This is a genomic window from Cupriavidus sp. SW-Y-13, assembly GCF_009793345.1.
Taxonomy (GTDB): domain Bacteria; phylum Pseudomonadota; class Gammaproteobacteria; order Burkholderiales; family Burkholderiaceae; genus Cupriavidus.
The window spans coordinates 1,199,302-1,224,297 of record NZ_WHLX01000001.1 but is presented as its reverse complement, the minus strand read 5'-3'; the positions used below and the strand labels follow the sequence as shown (position 1 = coordinate 1,224,297).

Sequence of the window (24,996 nt, the reverse complement as noted above, 5' to 3'; positions counted from 1 at the left end):
GCCAGGGGAACGCAGATCGATGAACGCCAGCGCATGCGTCTTGCGCTGGATAGTGCAACCGGCAGCAGCGGCCTAGACGGGACACCGAAGCCAGCCGGCATCTCAACCCTGCTCGATAACTAGACTGATGGAAACCACCTCGCATTTCACCCCTGCCGTTGTGCCATTCCGGCGCAAGCGCCTGGATCAGGCGCTGCACGGCGCCCTGCTCACCCTTGCCCTGTCCGCCAGCGTCGCGCACGCCCAGGAAACGCCCGCTCCGGCCGGCGACAACGCCCCCACGCTGCCCACGGTCACCGTCAGCAGCAAGGCCGACACGCTGGACGAATACCGCGCCGACAAGGCCAGCATGGGCGCGTTCGGCAACACGCCGCTGCAGGACACGCCATTCAGCGTGGACGTGGTGACGCGCGACCTCATGGACAACCAGCAGGCCACGTCCATCGTGCAGGCGCTGAAGAACGACGCCTCGGTTTCGATGACCAGCAACAACATCGGCGGCCTGTCGTCGCAGATCGCCGTGCGCGGCATCACGCTGGACCTGCTGAACGGCCGCAAGGTTGACGGCCAGAACATCTTCGGTTGGAGCGGCGACCTGCCGCTGGATCACTTCGAACAGGTGCAACTGCTCAAGGGTGCGGGCGGTTTCCTCTATGGCTTTGCCGCGCCGGGCGGCATCATCAACTTCATCCGCAAGCGTCCGACCGATGTGCCGCTGCGCAGCGTGACCACCTCCTTCACGAGCCGTGGCACGTTCATGCTGGGCGGTGACCTGGGCGGCCGCTTCGGCCCCGACGACCGCTTCGGCTATCGCGCCAACGTGGTCGGCGAAGAAGGCGATACCTACGTGAAGGACGGCGGGCACATCAAGCGCGGTTCGGCATCGCTGGCCCTGGATTGGCGCATCATGCCGAACCTGGTCTGGAGCGCGGACGGTCTGGCGCTGGATCGCGTGGTCAAGGGTTCCACGAGCTGGGGCCTGTTCCCGAATGCCAGCGGCGAAGCCGGTGACACCGCCATCGCCCCGCCGCCCGGCGCCATCAGCGGCAGCAAGCGCATCTACTCGCCGTTCACGAGCTACGAGACGCGCGCCAAGATCTGGGGCACGTCGGTGGACTGGGGCTTTGCGGAGAACTGGAACGCGCGGATCGCGTATCGCGGCTCGACCATGGATCGTGTCTACCTGAACGGCACGATCTACGCCAACGCCGCCGGCGACTACACCGAGGAACAGTACGGCGGCATGGACCGCTTCAAGACCGATGACGTCATCGGCATGGTGACGGGCAAGGTCAAGACCGGCTTCATCACACACGACCTGACCTTCGGCCTGCAGTACAGCCGCAATCGCTCGTACTATTCGAACGTCTTCAACTACGCGGTACTGGGCAGCGGCAACCTGGCGAATCCCGGCAACTTCGACAATCCCCACCTGTCCGCCGAATCGCCCGATACGCTGGGCAGCTACACGGCGCAGCGCGCGGTCTTCGTATCCGACACGATGCACCTTGGCGAGAAGTGGGACCTGGTGGTCGGTGTGCGCCGCAACAGCATCAAGGACTCCGTCAACGACTACGACAAGGCCGCGACGACGCCCACCGGCGCCATCATCTTCAAGCCGCTGCCGGGCGTGTCCACGTACGGTAGCTACGTGGAATCGCTCGAACAGGGCGCCACCGCACCGCTGACCGCCGCCAATTCGCGCCAGGTCTTCAGCCCGCTCAAGAGCAAGCAGGTGGAACTGGGCGTGAAGGCACAGCGCGAGAACTGGTCGGCCAACGCGGCCCTGTTCCGCATCAATCGCGGCCTGACCTACACGAACAACAGCAACGTGTTCACGCAGGACGGCGAGGAACGCTATGACGGCCTGGAACTGGGCGGCAGCGTCCGCGTGACGCCCCAGTGGCTGGTCAACGCCAGCGTGATGTTCCTGAACGCCAAGAGCGAAACCGCTGCGGAAGGCATCTCGGGCAAACGCGCCAACGGCACGCCGAAGCAACAGGCATCGCTCTACACCGAGTACCGCCTCTGGGATACGGGCTTCACGCTGACGGCAGGCATGCAGTACTACGGCGCCCGCCCGATCGACGCAGCCAACACGGTGTCGCTGCCGTCGTACACGCTGTTCGATGCGGGCGTGCGCTACACCACGCGCGTGGCCGGCAAGCGCACGACGGTGCGCTTCAACATCGACAACCTCACGAACAAGGCCTACTGGATTACCAGTGCGTCCTACCTGACGCAGGGCGCGCCACGGGTCTTCAAGCTGGGGGCACAAATCGACTTCTGACCGCACGAACCGCCCGGGCCCGAAACCCGCCCGGGCGGGGTCGGTCCCGCTCGGGCGGGGAGCGAGCTGACGACCGTGTCCATCGGCCAAATGGCGCACGGCGGATCGGCGCTCCGCCTGGCAAGCCGTGCGCATCGGGATGCGCTCAGGCCTCCACCATCCCCAGGAATTGCTGCAACTCCGGCGTCTGCGGCCGTGCGAATACCGCATCGGGCGCGCCCATCTCATGCACCTTGCCCTGGTGCATGAAGACCACGCGGTCGCACACCTCACGTGCGAAGCGCATTTCGTGCGTCACCATCAGCAAGGTCATGCCATCGGCAGCCAGGCCGCGCACGACCTGCAGCACTTCGTTCACGAGTTCGGGATCGAGCGCCGAGGTAATCTCGTCGCACAGCAAGGCGGTCGGCTGCATGGCCAGCGCGCGCGCAATCGCCACGCGCTGCTGCTGCCCGCCGGACAACTGATCCGGATACGCGTCGAACCTGGCAGACAAACCCACCCGTGCCAGGTTTTCCTCGGCCAGTTCACGGGCGCGTGCCTCCGGCACGCCCTTCACCACCATCGGCGACAGCATCACGTTGCGCCCCGCACTCAAGTGCGGAAACAGGTTGAACTGCTGGAAGATCATGCCCACTTTCAGGCGAAGCGCACGCAGTTGCAGTTCGCTGTCAGCCAGGTGCGCGCCGGCCACGGTGATCGCACCCGAGTCGATGGTTTCCAGTCCGTTGATGCAACGTAGCAGCGTGCTCTTGCCCGAACCGCTCTTGCCGATGATGGCAATGACCTCGCCCGGTTCCACCGAAAGGGATACACCCTTCAGGACCTGATTGCTGCCGAACGACTTGCGGACCTGGTCAATGGCGATGAGCGGCATGGAATTTCCTCTCCAGCATCTTGCTGTATTGCGAAAGCGGCCAGCACAGCGCGAAGTACATCAGCGCCACGGCCGCATACACGGTGAACGGTTGGAACGTGGCGTTGACGATCATGGTCCCCGCCTTGGAAAGCTCGGTGAAGCCGATGATCGACGCCAGTGCCGTGCCCTTGACGACCTGCACGCCAAAGCCTACGGTCGGCGCCACCGCGATGCGCAGCGCCTGCGGCAGAATCACGTGGCGCATCTGCTGGACATAGTTCATGGCCAGGCTGCCCGACGCCTCCCACTGACCGCGTGGAATGGCCTCGACGCAGCCGCGCCAGATTTCTGCCAGGAACGCCGCGGTCCACAATGTCAGCGCCAATCCGGCGGCAAGCCACGCAGGGACTTCGATGCCCATTAATGCCAGCCCGAAGAACGCCAGGAACAACTGCATCAGCAGTGGCGTGCCCTGGAAAATCTCGATATAGGCCCACGTTGCGCGACGTAGCATCGGGCGCTTGCTGGTTCGCATCAGCAGGACCAGCAACCCCACGATGCCTCCGCCCACAAAGGCCACCAGCGACAGCAGCACGGTCCAGCGTGCCGCCAGCAACAGGTTGCGGACGATATCCCACGTTGAGAATTCGATCATCGGACGCCCCGCGCAAAAAGCTGCCGGCCAATGCCGCGCAGCAGTTGGCGCAACACCAGCGCCAGTAGCAGGTAGATCAGGGTACTGACCAGGTACACCTCGAAAGCCCGGAAATTGCGCCCCTGGATAAAGTTGGCCGCATAAGTCAGGTCTTGCGCCGCAATCTGCGAGCAGACCGCCGACCCCAGCATCACGATCACGATCTGGCTCGACAGCGCCGGCCAGATCTTCTGCAACGCGGGGCGCAGCACCACGTGACGGAATACCTGGAACGGCGACATGGCCAGACTCGCGCCAGCCTCGAACTGCCCGCGCGGGGTGGCGGCCAGCCCGGCGCGAACGATCTCGGTGCCATATGCCCCCAGGTTGATGACCATGGCCAGCGACGCCGCCAGCATCTCGGGCAGATGCACGCCCAGACTTGGCAACCCGAAGAAGATGAAGAACAACTGGATCAGGAACGGCGTGTTCCTGATCAGCTCCACATAGGCGCTGACCACGGTGCGCAGCCACGCCGGCCCCTGGGTCTTGGCCCAGGCACCGGCAACGGCCACCGCCACGCCCAGCACACCGCCCGTCAGCGTCAGTTGCGCGGTGACGGCAATGCCCTTGAGCAGCACATCGGTGTGGTCAAGCACCGACAGGAAATCGAACTGGTAAGCCATGCTTCAACCCGGTGGCGGCGCGAATCAGAGTTGTGCCGGCAGCGGACGCAGGAGCCACTTGATCGACAGCGAGTTCAGCGAACCGTCCTTCTTCGACTCTGCGAGGATCGCATTGACCTTGTCCTGCAGCGCCTTCTCGCCCTTGTTCATGCCGATAAAGCATGGCGAGTTCTTGATCAGGAACTTGGTTTCCGGTGCCTTGGGCGGATGCTTGGCGATCAGCGTCGATGCCACGACATTGCCGGTGGCAATCAGTTGCACCTGGCCAGACAGGAACGCCGAGATCGTCGCGTTGTTGTCTTCGTAGCGCTTGATCGTGGCGCCGGCCGGTGCAATCTTGCTCAGTTCCAGGTCTTCCACGGCACCGCGTGTCACACCCACGGTCTTGCCGGCGAGGTCGGCCGCGCTCTTGACCGGCAGGTCGGCCGGACCGAACACGCCGTTGAAGAACGGTGCGTAGGCTTCGGAGAAATCGAGCACCTTCTCGCGCTCGGGGTTCTTGCCCATGCTCGAAATCACCAGGTCGACCTTGCGCGTCTGCAGGTATGGCACGCGGTTGGTACTGGTCACCGGCACCAGTTGGAGCTTGACGCCCATCTTCTTCGCCACCAGCGCGGCCACGTCGATATCGAGGCCTTGCGGTGCCATGTCGGCGCCAATCGAACCAAACGGCGGGAAGTCCTGCGGCACGGCCACGCGCAATACGCCAGCCTTGGTGACGTCCGCAAGTGTGTCGGCATGGCCCAGCGTCGGCAAGGCCGTTGCGCACAGACCGGCCAGCATGGCAACCATCAGGCCACGACGGGAAAACTTCTTGAGGGCGTTGACGTGGAACATCGCGAGTTTCCTTAGCTTCGAGAGGGAGTGGATGGGTTCGGGGACAGATTCCCGGACGGTAAAACGGAAGTTGATACGCGTTGCGGGTCCACTGGCGCCAGTGCGTGGCGCAGGTGCGCGAGCGGATCGAGGGGCGGCACGGCGTCAAGGCTCGTGTGGACTTCGCCCAGATGTTCGGCCATCAGGCGCGCGGCCAGCGCGCCATCGCCATCGGCCAGTGCGTTGACGATGTCTTCATGCTGGCTGCATGAGCGCCCGGCATCCGCGGCCGACTGATTGCGGCTGGCCACCAGCGTGGTACGCGCGGTCAGGTCACGCAATGTATCGGTGAGCAGGCCATAGCCAAGCGAGGCACACAGGCATACGTGGAAATCGCCAAGCAGGAAGCTGCGTACGCTGGCGTCGTCGCCATCGAGCGCGGCTTTTTCGCGGGCGATATGCACCTTGAGCGAATGAATCGCCTGAACGCCTGGCGGCCGTTCCGCACTGACTTCGCGCAGCAACCCGGTTTCGATGATGCGGCGCGCGTCGAACGCAGCGCGAATGTCATCGGCGCTCGGTTCCACCAGGAACCAGCCGCGCCGCGAGCTGACAGTCACCATGCCACGCGCGGCCAGGCGCATCAGCGCTTCACGCACCAGCGTGCGGCTCACGCCAAAGAGCGCAGCAAGTTCCTGCTCGCCCAGGCGCGATCCAGGAAGCAGCTTCTGGCCAAGCATCGCCTCGGTGATGCGGTTGGCGATGTCAGCGGGAGATTTGTCGGTGGTTTCGGTCACGGCAATCACTTGAGCAAGTGGTATGCCATGCTTGTATGCAAGATTTGTCGGCAAACAGCCCCATTCCACGCGCAAGAATCGGGCATGCGCCGTGCCATGACTCCCCAGCGCGGTGCGCGACGCGCGGCCTTGGTGCCGAACCGGGCCGCGCGTCAGGTAGGAAACAACGGTGGATCAGGCGCGGGTCATATCGATGCCAACGCAATCACGTCGGCCAGGTGCCGCCGCTCCGCGACCGTTTCCTGGGCCACGATTTCCTCCACGGCACGCAGGCTGGCCTGCACGATCGCCGCCGCATCCACCTCGAAATGGCGCCGCAACGCCGCGCGCGAATCGCTGCGGCCGAAGCCGTCGGTACCCAGCGTCACGTAGCGTCGGCCGGCCGGCAGGAAGGCACGCACCAGTTCCGGCAGTGCACGTACATAGTCGGTGGCGGCAATGATCGGCCCAACACTGGGCTGCAACTGCCGGCCCAGCCAGCTTTGGTCAGCGGGCCCCTTGCCATGGCGCCACTGCTGTTCGCAGTCCGCGCCCTCGCGCGCAAGCTCGATATAGCTGGTGACACTCCATACATCAGCCGCCACCCCGTGCTCCTGCTCAAGCTGCCGCGCGGCCTTGAGGACTTCGCCCATGATGGCGCCGCTGCCAAACAGCTGCACCCGGTGCGCAAAGTCGCCGCCGGGGCGGTGCAGATAGATGCCGCGCACCACGCCTTCATGCGCTTCGGGCCGCAGGCTCGGGTTCTCCACAGCCTCATTGGTCACGGTCAGGTAATAGAACTCGTCGGCCTGCTGTTCGAGCATGCGGCGCATGCCGTGGTCGACAATGACCGCCAGTTCGCCCGCAAACGCGGGATCATAGGCGCGGCAGTTCGGGATGGTGGCCGCAGCAAGATGGCTGCTGCCGTCCTGATGCTGGAGCCCTTCTCCACCGAGCGTGGTGCGTCCCGACGTGGCGCCTACCAGGAAGCCGCGAGCGCGCTGGTCAGCCGCAGCCCAGATCAGGTCGCCCACGCGCTGGAAGCCGAACATGCTGTAGTAGATATAGAACGGCAGCATCGGCAGGCCATGCGTGGCATAGCTGGTGGCCGCCGCCGTCCACGACGACAGCGCACCCGCCTCGGTAATCCCCTCCTCCAGGATCTGGCCGTCGCGCGTTTCGCGGTACGACAGCATCGACGCCGAGTCTTCCGGCTGGTAAAGCTGGCCGAATGGCGCATAGATGCCAACCTGCCGGAACAAGCCAGCCATGCCGAACGTGCGCGCCTCGTCGGCCACGATCGGAACAATACGCGGACCCAGCACCGGATCCTTGAGCAGTGCGCCAAGCTGCCGCACCAGTGCCATGGTCGAGCTCATCGCCTTGCCATCGGCATGGAGTGCGAAGGCGGCGGTAGCTTCCAGACCGGGCACCGCCAGGGTGCCGCCACTGGTACTGCGTACCGGCAGATAGCCGCCCAGTTCGGCGCGCCGCGCCTGCAGGTATTGCATTTCGGGACTGTCTTCGTGTGGCCGGTAGAATGCCGCATCCATGACCTGCTGGTCAGACAGCGCCAGACTGAAACGATCGCGGAACGCCATCAGGTCGGCCTGGCTCAGCTTCTTCTGCTGATGGGTGGTCATGCGGCCCTGCGCAATGGTGCCCATGCCGTAACCCTTCATCGTCATGGCCAGCACGACGGCGGGCCGGCCCTTGCAGCCCGCGGCTTCGGCAAATGCCGCATGAATCTTGACGGGATCATGGCCGCCCCGGCGCAACTGGTCGATCTGCGCATCGGAAAGATGCGCCACCAACGCGCGCAACTCCGGAGTCTTGCTGAAGAAGTGGGCGCGGTTGAACGTTCCGTCATTGGCGGACAAGGTCTGGAACTCGCCATCGAGCGTCTGCGCGAACGCACGGCTGATCGCATGGTTGTGATCGCACGCCAGCAGTGCATCCCATTCCGAGCCCCACAGGCACTTGACCACATGCCAGCCTGCGCCGGCGAACAGCGCCTCCAGTTCGTCGACGATGCGCCCATTGCCGCGCACCGGACCATCGAGCCGCTGCAGATTGCAGTTGATCACGAAGGTGCAGTTGTCGAGCTGTTCGCGTGCGGCAAGCGTCAGTGCGGCGACCGATTCGGGCTCGTCCATCTCGCCATCGCCAAAGAAGCCCCATACGCGACGTCCACCGGTCTCGCAAAGACCCCGGTTCTGCAGGTAGCGCATGAAGCGCGCCTGATAAATCGCGTTGAGCGGGCCAATGCCCATCGAGCCGGTGGGAAATTGCCAGAAATCCGGCATCAGGTACGGATGTGGATACGAACTCAGTCCACGCAGCCCCTGCGCTTCGGCCACCAGTTCCTGTCGATAGTGGCACAGCGCCGATTCATCGAGCCGTCCTTCCAGAAACGCGCGCGCATAGACGCCAGGCGCCGAGTGCGGCTGGAAGAAAACCAGATCGGCACCGTGAGGTGCGGCATTGCCACGGAAGAAATGCTGGTAGCCCACCTCGAACAGATCCGCGGCCGATGCATAACTGGCGATATGACCGCCGAGTTCGCCGTGCGCGCGATTGGCACGTACCACCATGGCCAGCGCATTCCAGCGCAGGATGGCCGACAGGCGCTGCTCGATTGCCAGGTCGCCCGGATACGCCGGCTGGTCCTCCACCGGCACCGTGTTCAGGTACGGCGTGACCTGCGCCGGACGCCATGGCAAGCGCCGTTCGCGCGCATGGGCCAACAGTGCATCCAGGATTTCGCAGGCACGCTCGCGGCCCCGCTCCGCGCCCCACGCCGATAGCACGCCATCGAGCGCCTCGCACCACTCCTGAAGCTCCTGCGGATCTGCCTGGGCGTGTAGCGCGTTCGCGGCTGCACTGACGCGGTCATGCTGTTCCATCGAGTGTCTCCTGCGAGGTTCAGGCTGGGTCCACCCCAACCAGTTTTCGGGCTGGTCGTGGTGTCGCAGCAAATTCAGCGAACAAAGTCAGCGAACAAGGTCAGCGAACAAGGTCAGTTGGCCTGGATACCTGACTTCTGTGCAACCGTACGCATGCGCGGCAATTCGCGGTCGATCATGACACTGACCTGCTCCGCCGGCGCGTATTTGGGTTCCAGTCCATTGGCCAGCAGCTTCTGCCGCACCTCGGGGTCCTTCATCGCTTGTGCCAGCGCACTGTCCAGCCTGGCCCGTACATCGGCGGGCAAGCCACGTGGCGCCGCAATGGCCACCCATGAATCGGCATCAAAGCCGGGATAGCCGGCTTCCGCCACCGTGGGCACCTCGGGCAACAACGATGCACGTGTGGCGCCAGTCACCGCAATCGGCTTGATCTTTCCGCTGCGGATATGCGGCAGCGACGCGGCCACGGTGTCGATCGAGAACGGAATCTGCCCACCAATCAGGTCGGCGATGGCCGGTGCGCTGCCCTTGTACGGAATGTGTTGCATCTTCATGCCCGTGGCACTCAGCAGCAGCTCGCCGGCAAAGTGCCCGGTGGTGCCGCTACCAAACGACCCATAGACATACTTGCCCGGCGCCGCACTGACCGCACTGACCATCTGCGGCAGGTTGTCGACGGGCACCGACCGATTGGCGACCACGATCAACGGTACACGGGCCACCAGCCCCACCGGTTCGAAGCTCTTCACCGGATCGTACGGCAGGCTGGCATTGATGGCCGGATTGACGGTGAATGTCGATCCCGAACTGATCAGCAGTGTGTAGCCGTCGGCCGTGGCCTTGGCCACGTATCCTGCCCCGACAATCGTGCCGGCTCCGGCGCGGTTCTCGATCACGACCGGCTGGCCCAGCGCATCGCCGAGCGATTTGCCGACCAGCCTTCCGATGATGTCTACCGCACCGCCGGCCGGAAACGGCACCACCAGCACCACGGGCCGCGTCGGATAGCTCGCGGCGTGGCTATTGGCCGCATGGGCAGCAAGCATGGCCATGGCCGGCAGCGCGCACACGCTGGCCGTCGCCATGATCCTCCGTAGAAACTCCTTCCGTAGCGAGGCAATCATTTGCGTTCCCCTGCGTGAAACGAACATGAAGCGAAGCGAGACCTCCGCACCGGTGGTCAGTGCCGGCGCGGATACGTGCACGACGACAGCGCTGGTGCGTTCAGCCGTTGCGGAACAGGAAGCTGTAGGCGCTCAATGCAGGTGCACCGCCCAGATGGGCGTACAGCACGCGCGAACCGGCCGGGAATTCACCGCGCTGCACCATGTCGATCATGCCGTGCATCGATTTACCTTCGTAGACGGGGTCGGTCATCATGCCTTCGAACTTCGCGCACATCCGGATCGCTTCCATCGTGCCGGCGGACGGCAGGCCATACTCGGGACCACCGTAGCGGGTATCGAGCACCACGTCGGCATCGACGATATCGCGGTCGAGTTCGACCAGGCCGGCCGTATGCTTGGCGATACGCAGGATCTGTGCGCGCGTTTGCTCTGGCTTGGCCGATGCGTCGATACCGATCACGCGATCGGCGCGGCCATCTTCCGCAAACCCCACCACCATGCCCGCCTGTGTACTGCCGGTTACCGAGCACACCACGATGTAGTCGAACTTGAAGCCGAGCTCGGCTTCCTGCGCGCGGACTTCCTCGGCAAACCCGACAAACCCCAGGCCGCCCAGCGGATGCTCGGAGCAACCGGCCGGGATCGGATACGGCTTGCCGCCCTCCTTGCGCACGCTTTCCATGGCGTCTTCCCAGCTCTTGCGGATACCGATATCGAAACCATCGGCCACCAGTCGCACGTCGGCACCCATCATGCGCGAGAGCTGGATATTGCCCACGCGGTCATATACGGCATCGGCATAGTTGACCCAGTTCTCCTGCACCAGTACGCACTTCAGGCCAAGGTGCGCCGCCACGGCCGCCACCTGGCGTGTCTGGTTCGACTGGATGCCGCCGATCGACACCAGCGTGTCGCATCCCTGCGCCAGCGCGTCGGGAATCAGGTATTCGAGCTTGCGGGTCTTGTTGCCGCCGAACGCCAGGCCGCTATTGCAGTCTTCGCGCTTGGCAAACAACTCCACCTTGCCGCCCAGGTGCGCGGACAAGCGTTTCAGAGGCTGGATCGGGGTGGGTCCGAACGTCAGGGGATGGCGAGCGAAACGCTTGAGATTCATGGTGGCAACTCCAGGGTTGAGGGGCTATCCCGTCATCGACGTGCCGCGCAGTAACGCTTGCGCCTGCGAGCGGCAGATCAATGTTGCGATGGGTTCCATCCTAAGAAAAAACTCACGAAACGTGCTTGCAAAAAACTCGCTTTTTGAACACGATTAAAAGGAACAACAAGCCTTGTAACTTCAAAAATTCTTTCTCTAACCCCATGAAAGAAACAAAATTTCGCACCAAATCCGGCCCGGATGCACCGCCCCATGCACCATCTTCGGCACCGTCGAATACGGCAGCTTCGCCGCACATCGAGGCCCTGGATCGTGCGGACAAAGCCATCCTGCGCACGCTGCAACAGGACGCTTCGATATCCAATGTGGCGCTGGCGGCCAAGGTCAACCTGAGTCCGCCCGCGTGCCTGCGGCGCGTGGAACGTCTGAAGGAAATGGGATTGATCCGCGGCATCGTGGCGCTCTTGAATCCCAGTGCGCTCGATGCGGGAATGCTGGTGATGATCGGCGTGGTGCTGGACCGCTCCACGCCGGAGTCTTTCGCGCAGTTCGAGACCGCTGCCCAGCAGGTCTCGGGCTGCATGGAATGCCACGTGGTGACTGGCGAGTTCGACTACTTCATGCTGGTGCGCACCAAGGACAGCGACAGCTTCAACCGGCTCCATGCAGAGCAACTGCTCTATCTGCCGGGTGTGCGGCAGATCCGCTCGTTCATGGTGCTCAAGCAGGTGTTGTCGACGACGCAGTTCCCGATCTGAGTTAGGACGTTGTGCCCGAACGGTCGCCTACCGGCTGAACAAGGGACCCGGGAAGGTCAATGTCAGCGCGCTGCAGGCATTCAACACACAGGATGCATCGGGCAATGTCGCGCTATTCAACACGGGCGATGCAGGCGTGATGGTGAAGAACGGGCCGATCTATGCTCTCATCATGAACCCGAACAAGTACTATCCGTTCGTTCAGTTCGGCATGGCCAGGTAGCCATTCGCCGCGCATTCCCGCGTTGCGGGCGGCGCCACCTTGGCAACTCAACCAAAAAACTTAATGATCCTGTTAAAAACGCTCACTATGACAAAGTGATTCCGTTTGCTGTAATCGACTCATCAGGAATTTTGCACTCTGGTTTCCCCACGGCGGGTACGGCCGCACCGCGAGGACAGTCGATATGCAATGGCGCTCATCGATTCTCAGAGTTTCGGCGTACCTGACGTGGTGCGTGCCTCTTCTGGGGAATGCCGCCTCCACAGACGCCCCCTCCAATGATGTGCCGCGTGGTGCATATATGGCCAGCCAATGTACGCGCGCCTCCCAATGTCCACGTTTCGACGACGCGTATGCAACCACGCCTGCGTTCCGACATGCCCTCTCCCTGGCATTGCGTCATGCCAATCAGGACGTCCCTGTCTGGGTAAAGGACAAGCTTCCTGGCGCCAGCACGCACCGTGACTCGCCGTCGGGTAGCGCGTCTCCCATGCTACCTCTACGGATCGATGACCAGCCGTACGTGCTTGGCACAATGGCCGATCCAGAGAATCCTGATCACAACATCGCCGCTCTTTACGACACGCAGCGAGGTTTTATCACGGTGCACTATGTCAATCCGAGTGGCGAAGAATTACTGATCGGGGATTCAACAGAGATTCTCCGCAAGGTAATGGTCGACTACCTGAATCCGGCCTCTGCATTTTCTCGGTCGCTGGTCCGGCCCGACGTTGCCCTGCCCATTCCCGTGAGCAGTAAATGACACGCTTTCTCGGCATCGCGGCGTTCCTGACCACCGGGGCTGTGTCCGCACAAACCATCGGACCCGGGCCCGTAACCGCGCCCGTGACGAACAATGGCGCGACAGGCGACCGTACCGTCGTCGGCAACACACAGATCTCGACCACCGTCGCGGGTTCGGGCACTAGCGTGACTGCCGGCACCCTGACGTTCGACCCCAATGCAGCAGGCTTCCCGGCGGGTCCGATCTCCATACAGACCACCACCGGCCACGGCCTGTTTGTCAATTCCGACATCACGCCAGCGGCGATCATCGCACGGCCCGGTGTCTCGGTTTCTACGACTTCCCTCGGCTCTGGTGCGGTGGCGCTGGGCCAGGCCGCTAGTATCACCGCCAGCGGACTCACCATCAACAACGCGACCGCTGGCACAGGCGGCGGATATGGCGCCGTCGCGCAGAACGGCGGACGTGTGTCGCTGACCGACACATCGATCACCACATCGCGTCAGGGCGCGATCGTGTTGGGAACTGGCGGCGTGGGTAGCAGCATGACACTGCAAGGCAACAACAGCTTGACGAGCAACGGCGCGCAGAGCGTAGGCGTCTATGTGCAGAATGGTGGCACGTTGTCGCTGCCAGCGAGCACCGTCCTGAATCTGAACGGCCAGGGGAGCACGGGCCTGGTGCTGGAGGCGGTGACGCAGGGAACCGCGACCGTTGGAAATGGCCTGACCATTCACCTGACAGGGTCGGGCGAAAGCTATATCAACGGCGGCACGGGGATTGCAGCTTTTGGCGGTACGACGGTCAGCTTCCAAGGTCTGGTCATAGACGGCGCAAATGCCAGTTCCGGTGTGATTGCAGTGGCGGGAGACCCGCGCGCGACGGCTGCGGTCAATGCGCCACGCAGTACGCAAATAGATCTGTCGGATGCCACGATTACGATAAATCGCGCTGGAACGTCGACCTACTCGGTGGCTGCAACACCCCTTACACAACTGGTTGCGAACGCCGGCGAATTGACTCCCGCACTGAACACCGTGAACAGCAGCGCGCCAGCGGGTCTTCGCGCGACACCCGGTGCACAAGCCACCGCAGCCGCAACTTCCACAATCAATGCCACCAACACGACCATCAACATGAACGCGGCCAATGGCTTTGGCGTCTATGCGGGTGCACGTGCGGTGTCGGGCTTGAATACCGTCAACCTGACCCAGAGCACCGTGAACGGGAATGGCACGGGCGTGTACGGCCTGGGCGCCGATCAGAACGGCCTGGTCACGGCCACGGGATCTGCCATTAACACGTCCGGCACCGGCGGCGCGCTTTACCTGATTACCGGTATCGATGTGGCAGGAGGTGTCGGACCGACCATCCAGCTCGGCAACACGAACGTCACCACCAGCGGCGACTCGACCGGCATTGTCTCTCGGAATTTTTCCAACACGCTCACCAATCGCGTCACGATGTCGGGTGGCACGATGAACGTCCCAGATTCGGTGGCCATCGTAGCCACCGGGGGGCCAAGCAGCATTACGACTGACAATGCCGCCATCAGTGGAGGCAACCTGTTGCTGCAGGCAATCGGCTCGGGTTCCGCGCCTCAGCCGACCACAGTGGAGTTGATCGCGCGCAATGGCAGCAGGCTCAACGGCAACGCCTTGGCAGATGCCACCGCAGTCGCCAACATCTCATTGCAGACATCCTCCACATGGCGCGGCGCGGCACTGGATGTCACCAACGTGACAGTAGATCCCACGAGCACATGGTCGATCACGGGCAACTCGCGGGTGACGCAGCAAGTGAACAACGCCGGAACGGTGTCATTTACCCCGCCTGTGGCTGGCGCGTTCAAAACCCTGACCACCCGCAACTACGTCGGCAACGGTGGCGTTCTTGGCGTCAACACCTTTCTCGGCGCGGATGGTTCCGCATCAGACCGACTTGTCATCGATGGCGGCACGGCCTCCGGCACGTCGGGAATTCGCGTAACCAATGCAGGTGGCCAGGGCACGCTGACCACGCAGAACGGGATTCTGATCGTCGATGTTGCCAATGGTGGGACGACCAGTGCGAGTTCCTTCACCCAGTCGGGCCGCGCAGTGGCCGGCGTCTATGAGTATCGCCTCTTCCGAGGCGCCGCCGATGGGTCCAATCCCAACGCCTGGTATCTGCGCTCCGAACGGGATGTGCCTCCAACCCCTCCGGTTCCACCGGTACCGCCTCCCCCCAACCCAGACATTGTGGTTCCGCTGCTGCGCCCGGAGGTTGGCGCCTATCTTGCCAATCAACGCTTGGCCGCCGGCTTCCTGGTACATAGCTTGCACGACCGTCTCGGTGAACCGCAGTGGACGGAACAGCAGACCTTCGAGAACGATGACAAACGTCGGGGTGCGGGCTGGGTGCGCCTGGTGGGCAAGGACATCGGCTCACGCACGAGTAACGGTACCTTCGACGTGCAAAGCACAGCATGGATGCTCCAGATGGGCGGCGACGTAGCGCAGTGGTCCATCTTCCGCGGCGACGACAGAATGCACGTTGGCGGGATGCTTGGCTACAACTGGGGCTCGAGTACGGGGCGCGCCGACGGCAACCGCTTTACCGCCGACAGCGACGTCCAAGGCGTCAACGTTGGCATATATGGCACGTGGTTTCAGAACAATCAGTCTCGTTTGGGCTGGTACACGGACCTGTGGGCGCAATTCGGCTGGTTCACCAATCATGTCAACGGCGAATTTCTTCCTACAGTCAGCTACCACTCGAAAGTGCTCGCGCTGTCGGCGGAGACCGGATATGCGTGGTTGCCCAAGATGTCACGCGATTGGGTAATAGAACCGCAAGCGCAGGTGATTTATGTCCATAGCTACCAGGGCACCTTTAACGAGCCCACCGGCACCCAGGTCGGTGGCGCCGACGCCGACGGCGTGATCACGCGTCTTGGCGTCAGGTTCCACCGCACCTGGATAGACGGCAAGGGCTATCGATATCAGCCATACCTCACACTGAACTGGTGGCACGACTTCATGAATAACACCATAGCTCTGAATGGTGTAGGCATGAGCGACCTCTACCCCAGCAACCGTTATGAAGTGAAAATTGGCTTTGACGGGCAGGGACGTCGCGGTTGGACCGGTTGGAGCAACGTTGGATGGCAATGGGGGTCCCAGGCCTATCACGCATTCATCGGACGCCTTGGCGTCAAGTACACGTGGTAGCTGAACGTCTGTGGGCTCCGCTGCTCCCCAGGACGATCACCGAAGTACCAATGTTCACGACATACAAGCGAACTCGACCGACTCAAGGAGATCCGGACCGCGGCAAGGGCCCGCACACCTTGCGCCTGCCCTGGTAACGCAATATTCTGGTCAGGCCGACTGAAACACGCTGGAACCATGAGACGCCTTCGCTATCTGACCCACCGGCACCGCACCCCCTCGTCAAACCTTACTCTTGGCCTACTACTCGCGCTGAATGCCGGCGCGGTTAATGCGGGCGGCTATATCGTGCTGCAACGCTATACCTCGCATATGACCGGCTTTGCCTCGCAGGTCTCGGACGGCGTGATACTAAGGGATTTCACGATGGTGGTCGCGTCCGCAGCGGCAATCGTCTCATTCACCGTCGGGGCAGCCGCCACAGCAATCCTGGTGAATTTCTCCCGCCGAATCCGGGCGCGCAGCATCTACGCGCTGCCTTTGCTGCTGGAAGCAGCGCTGCTGTTCCCATTTGGCGTGCTCGGGACCGCAACGCTGAGCTGGCAAACGCCATTCGCCGCACCAGCCACCGTCTTGCTGCTCTGCTTCATGATGGGGTTGCAAAACGCGATCGGCTCCAAGACATCCGCCGGAAGTGTCCGCACCACGCATATGACCGGCAACATCACCGATTTTGGGATGGAGTTGGGCAAGATGCTCTACTGGAACCGACGCGCGTTGCCGGAACACGCCCGTATCTGCGCCGACCTCCCTCGCTTGAAGCGCGCGGGCGGCCTGCTGCTGTCTTTCGTGCTCGGCGGCATGGCCGGTGCTGCAGGCTTCCAAAGCATCGGCTTTATTTTCGTCACGCCGTTCGCCTGTTTGCTGTTCGCGCTGGCGTGGATGCCCGCCAGAGCCGACTTCTCCAGGCGCCGCGGCGCATAGACTTCGGATGCGCACCGCACTGCTCAAGAGCCGGCGCGGCAGACCCCAGCGGACGACGATGCTGACGATCTGAAAGAGATCGCGCAAGAGGCCTATATATATCTGTACCCGCTGGTGCTGATGGACGTCACACGCAAGCAGTTCAGCAACCTGGATCCCGAGGTCAGCCCCTTCGGCGGTCCCGCCATGGTCGATGAATACCGACACGATGGGGGTATATGGCAACTACTACCTGAAGCGAGCCATCATCGCTCAGGTTGAAGTACAACCCTGATGGGTCGCTGGACCTCTACATTCAGACTGACGATCCAGGACCGAGCAAAACGTCGAACTGGTTGCCCGCCCCAAAGTCAGGGGCACTTGGACTGACACTACGTCTATATGCCTGTCGCGCACGCTTGCGTCGGGTCAGTACGAAGGCGGCGTAACGACCCACACCAATTCCGCATCCGATGCGCCGGGGTTCCGATATCGGTGGGGAGTTCCACTTGGAAAGCTGAAACTGTCACCTTCGCTGAGAACGAAGTGTTGTTCACCCACCCACAGTTCGAGTTCACCCTTCAGCAGCACGCCTGCTTCGTCCCCCGAATGTTGATAGGCAGATCCACTGTCGGCGCCAGGCTGCATGACCGACCACAACAGTTCCAGAGGTCCGTTCAGGTTTGGCGACAGCAGAAAGTCCGCGATCCCTGAGGCGAAGCTAAGCTGGCGCCTCTGTGACTTGCGCACAATCACTGACCGCTCGAGGGGATCCACAGCGTCGCCTGGAGGGAAAAACCACCCAATCTGGACGCCCAGGATCTGGGCAATCCCGTGCAGATCGCTGATCGATGGGACGCTGAGTCCTCGCTCCACCTGACTGAGAAACCCAATAGATTTCCCGCAGCCCGCGGAAAGCTGCTGGAGAGACATGCCCTTCGCTTTTCGCAGACTCTTGATTTCCTCGCCAATCCTGCCAAACGACGGTGCGTCAGGAGTCACGGTTACGCCGGCTTCTTGCCCAGCCTTGGTTTTCCTGGCCAGAGGCGCCATGGGACTGGCCTTGCCCTGCTTTTCAACGCTCTTGCTCTTGCTCTTCATCGGACTGTTCGACCTCTCACGGGGCCTCGGAATGAAGCGCGATTCTAACGTACGACCGTATTGCAGAGCACCAGCCTCCTCTCACCGACTTCCGCGCACACCGCAAATTTGGCGCACTAAATTCACATTCGTGAAATTTACGTTGATTTTTTTCACGTCGATAGTACAGTTGCGTGGCGCGTTGGCGTCAGAGTCCAAGGCGACCCTCCCAACTTTCTGGAAGATCATGCTGACTACATTGAACGCCACCGACCTCGAACGCCGTCGACAAGCCGCTTGTCCTCCAGGGGTGGCAGTGCAGACCGATCGCTTCGTCCAACATGCGCAGAACGCGGAGATATGGGATGTCGACGGACGACGCCTGATCGATTTCGCGGGTGGTATCGCCGTGCTGGCAACGGGCCATCGCCATCCACGCGTGATCGAAGCGGTCAAACAACAACTGGACCACTTCCATCACACGTGCTTCCAGGTCACTCCGTACGAGAGCTATGTCACGCTCTGCGAGCGACTCAACGCGCTGACGCCCGGCGCATTTGAAAAACGGACCGCGTTGTTCACGACTGGCGCCGAGGCGGTTGAAAACGCGGTCAAGGTGGCGCGCGCCGCAACGGGTCGGTCGGCAATGATTGCGTTCTCTGGCGCGTTTCATGGCCGCACGATGATGGGGATGGCCCTGACCGGCAAGGTGAACCCCTACAAAGCGGGCTTCGGATCGATGCCGGGTGACGTGTGGCACGTACCGTTTCCCGCCGAGGCCCTGCGCGTGACGGTGGACGACAGCATCAAGGCACTGGAGCAACTCTTCAAGACCGACGTAGATCCGCGGCGCGTGGCGGGCATCATCATTGAACTGGTCCAGGGCGAGGGTGGGTTCTATGTCGCACCTCAGGATCTGCTGACGCGACTGCGCAGGATATGCGACGAGCATGGCATCCTGCTCATCATCGACGAAGTTCAAACCGGCTTCGCGCGCACCGGCCAGATGTTCGCGCTTGGGCACTACCCTGTGGAAGCGGACTTGATGACGATGGCCAAGAGCCTGGCAGGCGGCTTTCCCCTGTCCGCGCTCACTGGCCGCGCGACACTGATGAATGCAGCATCGCCGGGCGGTCTGGGCGGAACCTATGCGGGCAGTCCGGTTGCGGTGGCGGCGGCGTTGGCCGTCCTGGACGTTATCAAGGACGAACGCCTGATCGAGCGCGCCAATGCGCTCGGGCAAACGATGGTGGACCGCCTGAATAGCCTGCAGGAATCGATCGCCTCCATTCGGGAGGTTCGCGCTCTGGGCGCCATGGTGGCCGTCGAATTTTCCGATCCGGCGACAGGGCTTCCTGCCCCCGAGATCGCCAAAAGGATTCAGCAGTGCGCCCTTGAGAAGGGGTTGCTCCTGTTGACCTGCGGCGTCAATGGCAATGTCATTCGCTTCCTGTTCCCGCTGACTACGCCGGACGCCGTATTCCAGGAAGGTCTTGCCCTGCTGGAAGAGGCCGTTCGCGAATGCGGCCAGCCGGATCGCCCGAGGTAACAGTCCACATGACGACAAGCCACTCCATGAATGGCGCGAAAAGCCTTGTCAAGACGCTGCTCGCGTCGGGCGTCGACACGTGCTTTGCCAATCCCGGCACCAGCGAAATGCACTTTGTTGCCGCGCTAGACGAGACGCCGGGCATGCAATGCGTACTCGGACTTCAAGAGAACGTTGTGACAGGCATGGCGGATGGGTACTACCGCATCGCCAGAAAGCCGGCTTGCACCCTGCTCCACTGTGGCCCGGGGCTGGCGAACGGTCTGGCAAACCTTCACAATGCGCGCCGGGCACGCAGCGGCATCGTCAATCTCGTTGGCGATCAGGCCACCTATCATCGACAGTTCGATGCGCCCCTGACCAGCGACATCGATGCGCTCGCCAGATCGGTTTCCACTTGGGTGCACATGTCCGCGAGCGCGCACGACGTTGCGCGAGATGGCGCGGCTGCGGTACAGGCGGCAAGCACCTATCCCGGCAACATTGCCACGCTCATCCTGCCATCCGATACCTGCTGGGAAGCCGCCGCGACTGTCGCAGCGCCTCTCCCGGCGGTTGCACCGCCGCCAGTCGATCCCTTTGCGTTGGAGAACGCTGCGAGGGTGCTGCGAACGCATGGCAGCGTACTGATGCTGCTGGCCGGCAACGCGGTGCTGGGCGATGCGCAGACAATCGCCTGGAGAATCGGTCACGCCAGCGGCGCTACCATCCGGGCGGACTTCGTGACGTCGCATCTGCGCCGGGGACGAGGATGCATGCAACTCCAGCGCATCCCTTACAACACCGATCATGCGGTCGATTTCCTCAAGCAGTTCGACCACATCATCCTTGTTGGCGCGATTCCCCCGGTTGCCTTCTTTGCCTATCCCGGAAAGCCTTCGCGCCAATACTCGCCCGATACGCAACTCCACGTCCTCTGCCGTCCAGACCAGGACGCCATGGCGGCGCTCGCATTGCTGGCGCAAGCCATCGATGCCCCCGTCGTACCGGTACCGGACCCCGGAGAAAGACCTCCGGTGGCAACCGGTGCGCCCACGCCTGAAGGGCTGGCTCAAACGCTATCTGCACTGATGCCGCCCGAAGCCATCGTTTCAGACGAGAGCATTACCTGGGCAAGGAGCTTCTACCAATACACGCATTCGGCTCCGGCCCATGATTGGCTTCATCTCGCCGGCGGCGCCATCGGCGACGGCCTGCCGGTTGCCACCGGCGCGGCCATCGCTGCCCGCGGCCAGCGCCGGGTCATCAGCCTGCAGGCTGACGGCTCTGCGATGTACTCGCTCCAATCCCTGTGGACGCAAGCGCGGGAACGCCTTCCCTGCACGACCATTCTCCTGAACAACCGGAAGTACAACATCCTCATCAACGAGTACAAGAGCGTTGGGGCGAATCCCGGCGAGACGGCCATGCGCATGCTGGATCTTTCGGATCCGGACATTGACTGGGTGAAGCTCGCGGAAGGGATGGGCGTGGAGGCTGCCAGCGCGACATCCCTGGAGCAGGTGGGGGATCTTCTGAAGGAGAGTTTCGCCAGACCCGCGCCTTTCCTGATCGACCTGCGTATCTAGGCGTTCGCCCTCGATTTTGTTCTGCAGGAAGGTAACGAGAATTACCGAAAGACCTGCCTTTCGGCTTTCTCCATAATCGCTGCCAATATTTTTTTCGAGAATGCCGCGTGTGTGAATGACACACGCGGCATTTTTCCATTCTTGGCGTGAGCACATTATCACTGGGCCTTCTCCAACATGCACGTTTTAAGCGCCAATCGGGCACCGCTTCGGCACCCCGCGCACTGACGCGGTGCCCTTGTTTGGCAGGCAAAAAGGACGTCGCATTCGGGATCATCCACCGTCGCGTTTTGGTTTGGCCCGCGCCACATCGGCCCCTAGACTCGGTTCCAGCTTCAATCAACCGCGCTACTTGCGGGTGGCAACAGACCTGTTGCAAGGGCGGAGATGGCACACTCCCGCGAGGACCACGCGATGAGAGGAAACCAGAGCAGCGGGGACCCGAGATAGTCAGATCCTGGCTTCGCGTCCACCACCCGGCGTATTGGTTAATGCCCTGTTGAAAGGCGGCATACAACGTGCCGTTGCAATTAGCGAAAAATCGTCTTGATGATTATCACGCCTGAATCAGACATAAAAGGCGAACTGGGGGAGAGATGCAGTCGAACGAATATGAGAATCTCGATGGCCTGGCCCTGGCCGATCTGATCGAGCGCGGCGAGGTGACTTCCGCCGAGTTGATGGACTGCGCCATCGACCTGGCCGAACAGCGTAATCCCACGCTCAACGCCATCACGTATCCGCGCTTCGAGGAGTCTCGCGGGATCGCCGCGGACTGGATACCACGTGGCCCCTTCCGCGGCATACCGTTCCTGCTCAAGGACTCGGGATTTGCCCACAAGCGGTTTGCGTCGAGCATCGGCTCGAATCTGTTTAACGACACCACGTTCCAGTACAACGCCACCGTTGCCGATCGATTCGAGGCGGCCGGCCTGATACCGTTCGCGCGCACCACGGTGCCCGAGCTGTGCATGGCAGGCACGACCGAAGCCGTCCGCAATGGCGGACCGACCTTGAATCCGTGGGACGCAACGCGCTCGGTGGGCGGCTCGAGCGGCGGCGCGGCGGCGGCGGTGGCCGCGCGCATCGTGCCCGTCGCCCATGGCAGCGACGGCGGCGGCTCCATTCGCATTCCGGCCGCCTGCTGCGGTGTCTTTGGGCTGAAGCCATCGCGCGGGCGTGTGCCAATGGGTCCGGTGCGCGGCGAGGGCTGGGCCGGCATGGCAACGGACGGCGTGCTGAGCATGACGGTGCGCGACACCGCCGCAGCGCTGGACATGATTTGCGGCTACGAGGCTGGCGCGCCCTATGCCGCCCCGCCCCAGCCGAGATCCTTCCTCGACGCCGTGCGCGAGACAACGGTGCGACCACTCAGGATTGGCATCCTGCGTACTGGCTGGGAAGACATCGGCATTGCGCCCGAGTGCGATGCCGCCGTCAGCTTCACGGCGTCCCTGCTCGAGCAATTGGGGCACGACGTGTTCGAAGCCCAACTCCCCGCCATCGACTACAGCGGCTTTGTGCACGCCCACGGCAGCATCCTTGCCAGCAACATCGTGGTCGCCGTGGAGGCGCGCCTGAAGGTCCTGGGTCGCACCCTGCAAGACGGCGACCTGGAGCCGGTGCTCGTGGACGGCTACCAGGTGGGGAAAGGACTGGACGCAGCATCGTACGTGGACGCGGTCGCGCGACTGCATGGCGTGGGCCGAGCATTCGCCACAGCCATGGCGCAACTCGATGTGCTACTGACGCCAACCCTTGCCCAGCTCCCATGCAAGCTGGATTACCTCTCGCTGAGTCCGTCCGACAACCTCGGCTTCCGCGCCTACCGCACACGTGCATCGACGTATTCGACGTTCCTTCCCGTGATCAACGGTGCAGGTCTGCCAGCGGCAAGCCTGCCGCTCTCGTGGACCCGCGAGGGGCTTCCGGTGGCTACCCAGTTGATCGGCCACTTCGGGTGCGAGGACACGCTGCTCGAACTCTCGGCACAGCTCGAACGCGTGGCGCCATGGGCAGCCCGTAAGCCGGTCTTCGCTTGATGGTCGTGCGCCACAACGATCCCCCCACGCTGTTCGCGTTTCGCCGTTCTCTCATCTTGAAGGTCCTGCCATGAACAAGAATTTGTTTGGGCTCGCGCGCATTCCCGCGCCGGCCGTCCTCGTCCCCGCCGTCCTGTCCGCCGCGGTCACGTTCGCAGGGATGCACGCCACGCCCGCCCGCGCCCAGAACGAGACGATTGCGAAAGTCGTCATGCAGGCACCGCTGCGTGTTGTCGATCCCATCCTGACGAACGCCTATGTGACGCGTAACCACGGCTACATGGTCTTCGATACGTTGTTCGCACTGGATGCCAACGGCAAGCCGCAACCTGAAATGGTGGAAAGCTGGAAGGAAACACCTGACAAGCTCACCATGACGCTGACCCTGCGCAAGGATCTGAAGTTTCACGACGGTGCGCCGGTCACGGGCGAGGATGTCATCGCTTCGCTCAAGCGCTGGGCCGAGCGCGATGCATTGGGCCAACGCCTGATGGCAGCCACGGCAAAGCTCGAAAGCCCCGACCCCCGAACCGTCGTCTTCCGACTGAAGACGCCATTCGGACTCCTGCTGGAGGCGCTGGCAAAGCCCGGCTCCCCCGTGCCGTTCATCATGCCCAAGCGCATTGCCGCTACGCCAGCTTCGCAACCCATCAGCGAGGTCATCGGATCGGGCCCCTACAAATTTGTCGCCGCGACGTTCCAGCCCGGGGTCAGGGCCTCGTACGTGAAGTTCGCCGACTATGTGCCACGCAAGGAGCCAGCAAGCGGGTTCGCGGGCGGCAAGGTCGCGGTGGTCGACCGGATCGAGATGGTCAACATCTCCGATGCGCAGACTGCCGTCAACGCGCTGCGTCGTGGAGAGATCGACTTCGTGGAGGACGTCCCTCCCGACCTGGTGTCGCAGTTGGAAGGGGTAAAGACGGTCGCGCTCAAGTCCTACGGCAAGAGCACGAACATGTTCACCCTCCGCATGAACTGGCTGCAACCGCCGTTCAACAACGTCAAGGTACGCCGCGCTGCGCTGGCCGCCTTGTACCAGGCCGACTATCTCGACGCCCAGATTGGCGACGGAAAGATGTATCAGGTATGCGGCGCGGTTCTGAGTTGCATGTCGCCTTACGCATCGGAGGATGGCGCCACGCAGACGAAGAAGCCAGATCTGGCACGCGCCAAGGCGTTGCTCAAGGAGAGCGGTTACGACGGCAGCAAGGTGGTGATCCTGCATCCGACGGACCTGCCTATCCTCGCCAGCCTGGCCTCCGTGACGGCGCAGGCGCTGAAGTCGATCGGGATGAACGTCGAGATCCAGTCGATGGACTGGGCCACCCTGCTGTCACGCTACTCGAAGAAGGACGGCGTGGCCCAGGGCGGCTGGAGCATCTTTCAGACCGGCTTCAGCAGCCTCGACCTGATGAACCCGATCACGAATCCGAACCTGGACGGTCGCGGTGAAGCCGGCTACGTCGGTTGGTCCAGGAGCGAGGAGATGGAAAAGCTCCGCGACCGGTTCGCCGACGAATCCGACCCCGCCACGAAGAAGCAGATCGCACTCGCCATCCAGAAGCTCAACTACGACCAGGTCTTCTTCATTCCCCTGGGCGCCTATTCCAAGGTCAAGGGCTATAACGCCGTAAAACTGGGAAGCATGACGGATGCCCAGATTCCCCTGTTCTGGTCTGGGAAGAAGTAAAGCACCTGCCGGGCG

General features: G+C 62.6%; 19 protein-coding genes. 10 read left to right on the top strand and 9 right to left on the bottom strand.

The genetic code is table 11. The features are described from left to right. Nucleotides 1-127: 127 nt before the first annotated feature. A complete protein-coding gene (locus GA566_RS05585; RefSeq protein ID WP_160471953.1) occupies nucleotides 128-2,290 on the top strand; it encodes a TonB-dependent siderophore receptor in 2,163 nt (720 codons plus the stop codon). Between the two features lie 145 nt (nucleotides 2,291-2,435). Here the strand turns inward: GA566_RS05585 and GA566_RS05580 are convergent, their stop codons facing one another. The 8 genes from GA566_RS05580 to GA566_RS05545 form a co-directional block, all read right to left on the bottom strand. Then, nucleotides 2,436-3,167 (bottom strand): amino acid ABC transporter ATP-binding protein, encoded by a 732-nt coding sequence (locus tag GA566_RS05580; protein ID WP_137925674.1) that lies wholly within the window; start codon nucleotides 3,165-3,167, stop codon nucleotides 2,436-2,438. Beyond that, entirely contained in the window at nucleotides 3,148-3,804 is a 657-nt protein-coding gene (locus tag GA566_RS05575) for an amino acid ABC transporter permease (RefSeq protein ID WP_137925675.1), read from the bottom strand. Before GA566_RS05575 ends, GA566_RS05580 begins: the two co-directional genes overlap by 20 nt. After that, on the bottom strand, nucleotides 3,801-4,469 hold the full coding sequence (locus tag GA566_RS05570) for an amino acid ABC transporter permease (protein WP_160471952.1): 669 nt from the start codon (nucleotides 4,467-4,469) through the stop codon (nucleotides 3,801-3,803). Before GA566_RS05570 ends, GA566_RS05575 begins: the two co-directional genes overlap by 4 nt. Nucleotides 4,470-4,493: 24 nt before the next feature. Continuing rightward, a complete protein-coding gene (locus tag GA566_RS05565; protein ID WP_160471950.1) occupies nucleotides 4,494-5,306 on the bottom strand; it encodes a transporter substrate-binding domain-containing protein in 813 nt (270 codons plus the stop codon). A gap of 11 nt (nucleotides 5,307-5,317) precedes the next feature. Beyond that, nucleotides 5,318-6,082 carry a GntR family transcriptional regulator gene (locus GA566_RS05560; protein WP_137925678.1) on the bottom strand — a complete coding sequence of 255 codons (765 nt, stop codon included), beginning with the start codon at nucleotides 6,080-6,082 and terminating at the stop codon, nucleotides 5,318-5,320. A gap of 185 nt (nucleotides 6,083-6,267) precedes the next feature. Then, nucleotides 6,268-8,967 (bottom strand): alpha-ketoglutarate dehydrogenase, encoded by a 2,700-nt coding sequence (gene mdeB / locus GA566_RS05555; protein WP_160471948.1) that lies wholly within the window; start codon nucleotides 8,965-8,967, stop codon nucleotides 6,268-6,270. A gap of 113 nt (nucleotides 8,968-9,080) precedes the next feature. Beyond that, complete coding sequence (locus tag GA566_RS05550) at nucleotides 9,081-10,055, bottom strand: tripartite tricarboxylate transporter substrate binding protein (protein WP_137925680.1); 975 nt, start codon at nucleotides 10,053-10,055, stop codon at nucleotides 9,081-9,083. A gap of 139 nt (nucleotides 10,056-10,194) precedes the next feature. Continuing rightward, nucleotides 10,195-11,211, bottom strand: coding sequence for a 1-aminocyclopropane-1-carboxylate deaminase (locus GA566_RS05545; protein WP_160471946.1), 1,017 nt, complete (start codon nucleotides 11,209-11,211; stop codon nucleotides 10,195-10,197). A gap of 203 nt (nucleotides 11,212-11,414) precedes the next feature. Here GA566_RS05545 and GA566_RS05540 point away from each other — a divergent pair, with 203 nt between their 5' ends. The 5 genes from GA566_RS05540 (at nucleotide 11,415) to GA566_RS05520 (ending at nucleotide 17,501) form a co-directional block, all read left to right on the top strand. Further along, nucleotides 11,415-11,969 carry an Lrp/AsnC family transcriptional regulator gene (locus GA566_RS05540; protein ID WP_237380065.1) on the top strand — a complete coding sequence of 185 codons (555 nt, stop codon included), beginning with the start codon at nucleotides 11,415-11,417 and terminating at the stop codon, nucleotides 11,967-11,969. A gap of 407 nt (nucleotides 11,970-12,376) precedes the next feature. Continuing rightward, entirely contained in the window at nucleotides 12,377-12,955 is a 579-nt protein-coding gene (locus tag GA566_RS05535; protein WP_160471945.1) for a hypothetical protein, read from the top strand. Next, nucleotides 12,952-16,149 carry an autotransporter outer membrane beta-barrel domain-containing protein gene (locus GA566_RS05530; RefSeq protein ID WP_160471943.1) on the top strand — a complete coding sequence of 1,066 codons (3,198 nt, stop codon included), beginning with the start codon at nucleotides 12,952-12,954 and terminating at the stop codon, nucleotides 16,147-16,149. Before GA566_RS05535 ends, GA566_RS05530 begins: the two co-directional genes overlap by 4 nt. 177 nt (nucleotides 16,150-16,326) lie before the next feature. Next, the gene (locus GA566_RS05525) at nucleotides 16,327-17,073 is read left to right on the top strand and encodes a YoaK family protein (RefSeq protein WP_137925684.1); all 747 of its coding nucleotides are present in this window, start codon (nucleotides 16,327-16,329) and stop codon (nucleotides 17,071-17,073) included. A 257-nt stretch (nucleotides 17,074-17,330) separates the two neighbouring features. Further along, nucleotides 17,331-17,501 carry a DUF1214 domain-containing protein gene (locus GA566_RS05520; RefSeq protein WP_160471941.1) on the top strand — a complete coding sequence of 57 codons (171 nt, stop codon included), beginning with the start codon at nucleotides 17,331-17,333 and terminating at the stop codon, nucleotides 17,499-17,501. On the opposite strand, the gene GA566_RS05515 is transcribed toward GA566_RS05520, so the two are convergent. Then, nucleotides 17,482-18,153 carry a cupin domain-containing protein gene (locus GA566_RS05515; RefSeq protein ID WP_202126663.1) on the bottom strand — a complete coding sequence of 224 codons (672 nt, stop codon included), beginning with the start codon at nucleotides 18,151-18,153 and terminating at the stop codon, nucleotides 17,482-17,484. The two genes, GA566_RS05520 and GA566_RS05515, sit on opposite strands and share 20 nt — an antisense overlap. A 226-nt stretch (nucleotides 18,154-18,379) precedes the next feature. Here GA566_RS05515 and gabT point away from each other — a divergent pair, with 226 nt between their 5' ends. The 4 genes from gabT (at nucleotide 18,380) to GA566_RS05495 (ending at nucleotide 24,981) form a co-directional block, all read left to right on the top strand. Then, complete coding sequence (gene gabT, locus GA566_RS05510) at nucleotides 18,380-19,681, top strand: 4-aminobutyrate--2-oxoglutarate transaminase (protein WP_160473229.1); 1,302 nt, start codon at nucleotides 18,380-18,382, stop codon at nucleotides 19,679-19,681. A gap of 26 nt (nucleotides 19,682-19,707) precedes the next feature. Next, a complete protein-coding gene (locus GA566_RS05505) occupies nucleotides 19,708-21,249 on the top strand; it encodes an acetolactate synthase large subunit (RefSeq protein ID WP_160473228.1) in 1,542 nt (513 codons plus the stop codon). A gap of 596 nt (nucleotides 21,250-21,845) precedes the next feature. Then, nucleotides 21,846-23,291, top strand: coding sequence for an amidase (locus GA566_RS05500; protein WP_160471940.1), 1,446 nt, complete (start codon nucleotides 21,846-21,848; stop codon nucleotides 23,289-23,291). A gap of 70 nt (nucleotides 23,292-23,361) precedes the next feature. Further along, the gene (locus GA566_RS05495) at nucleotides 23,362-24,981 is read left to right on the top strand and encodes an ABC transporter substrate-binding protein (RefSeq protein WP_160471938.1); all 1,620 of its coding nucleotides are present in this window, start codon (nucleotides 23,362-23,364) and stop codon (nucleotides 24,979-24,981) included. Nucleotides 24,982-24,996 lie beyond the last annotated feature (15 nt).